General features: G+C 48.1%; 1 protein-coding gene. It reads left to right on the forward strand.

The window, feature by feature from the left end; all coding sequences use genetic code 11:
- Positions 1-482: zinc-binding dehydrogenase (locus tag MD535_RS25845; RefSeq protein WP_265678140.1), on the forward strand; the 482-nt coding region annotated here is incomplete at both ends.

A 482-nucleotide genomic window follows, 5' to 3' on the forward strand; every position in this document is an offset into this window, starting at 1 on the left:
GCAAAAACAATCATCGGTGTAGACATTAATGAAAGCAAGTTTGAGCTAGCGAAACAGCTTGGCGCGACTGACTGCATTAACCCAATGAAGTTTGATAAGCCAATCCAAGAAGTGATTGTTGACATGACGGATGGCGGTGTTGACTACTCGTTCGAGTGTATTGGTAACGTTAACGTGATGCGTCAAGCGCTTGAATGCTGTCACAAAGGGTGGGGCGAGTCTGTCATCATCGGTGTGGCTGGCGCGGGTCAAGAGATCTCCACGCGTCCATTCCAACTGGTTACCGGTCGTGTATGGCGTGGTTCTGCTTTCGGTGGCGTGAAAGGCCGCTCAGAGCTACCTGAAATCGTTAACCGCTACATGGCAGGTGAGTTTGGTCTTCAAGAGTTCATCACTCATACCATGGGTCTACAAGATGTAAACGAAGCGTTTGAATTGATGCACAAAGGTGAGTCAATCCGTACCGTTCTACATATGGATAA

The organism is Vibrio qingdaonensis (genome assembly GCF_026191675.1).
GTDB classification, from domain to species: Bacteria; Pseudomonadota; Gammaproteobacteria; order Enterobacterales; family Vibrionaceae; genus Vibrio; species Vibrio qingdaonensis.